Source organism: Psychrobacter sp. 1Y4 (assembly GCF_051847555.1).
On the sequence record NZ_JBPYDE010000457.1, the window covers coordinates 1 to 756 of the forward strand.

At 50.5% G+C, this 756-nt stretch carries 1 protein-coding gene; it reads right to left on the reverse strand.

Annotated features, from left to right (window positions below):
* The coding region (locus tag ACS8FC_RS16945) for an MFS transporter (RefSeq protein ID WP_439297645.1) at positions 1-756 on the reverse strand (756 nt) is incomplete at both ends.

A 756-nucleotide genomic window follows, 5' to 3' on the forward strand; every position in this document is an offset into this window, starting at 1 on the left:
GAAGCCAGTCCGCGCTTATCACTCGGCACCAATGCCAGTCCTGTCACCATAAAATTAGGCATCACAAGACCCATGCAAACACCCATGAGTGCGCAACCGACAACGACTAGGCCAAACGACGATGCCTGTGACAGTACCACCATCCCTATCGCCATGGTCATAAAGCCTACCAATGCCATACCATAGTTCTGGATTTTGTCCACCAACTTACCAAAGCTAATACCGGTAATCGCTGCCGCCAGTGTGCCTGCGCCCATGGCTAAGCCGGATTTACTGGCATCGGTGATACCGATATCGACCATAAAAAAAGGTATCTGCGTCGGCAAGATATAAAACACAATCAAATGACAAAACAGCACCAGCGCGCAGCCTGCCAGCGCCCATTTCCAGCGCGCGTTATTTTTAATCGTATCTTTGGTTTGAGTGTAATCTGCTGTCTGTGTCACAGACCCATCATTGGTACGCGCCACATCCTTGATGGCAAAGAAGACCAAAGGCACTAGCAACAGCGCCGCCGCATAGATATAAAACGGCAAACGCGCACTGATATTGGCCAAATAGCCAGCAGTGACGATAAATACGATGCCGCCGATATTAGAGAAAGACTGCTGCAAACCCATAAACTGGCTGCGCTGCTGACCTGCAAAATAATCGGTAATCAGCGCGGTGATCGCGGTCATCAGTCCAGCAACGCAAATACCTAAAATCGCACGACTGATGAGGATGGCCTCAAGCCCTGCCAGCTTTGCGCCTGCT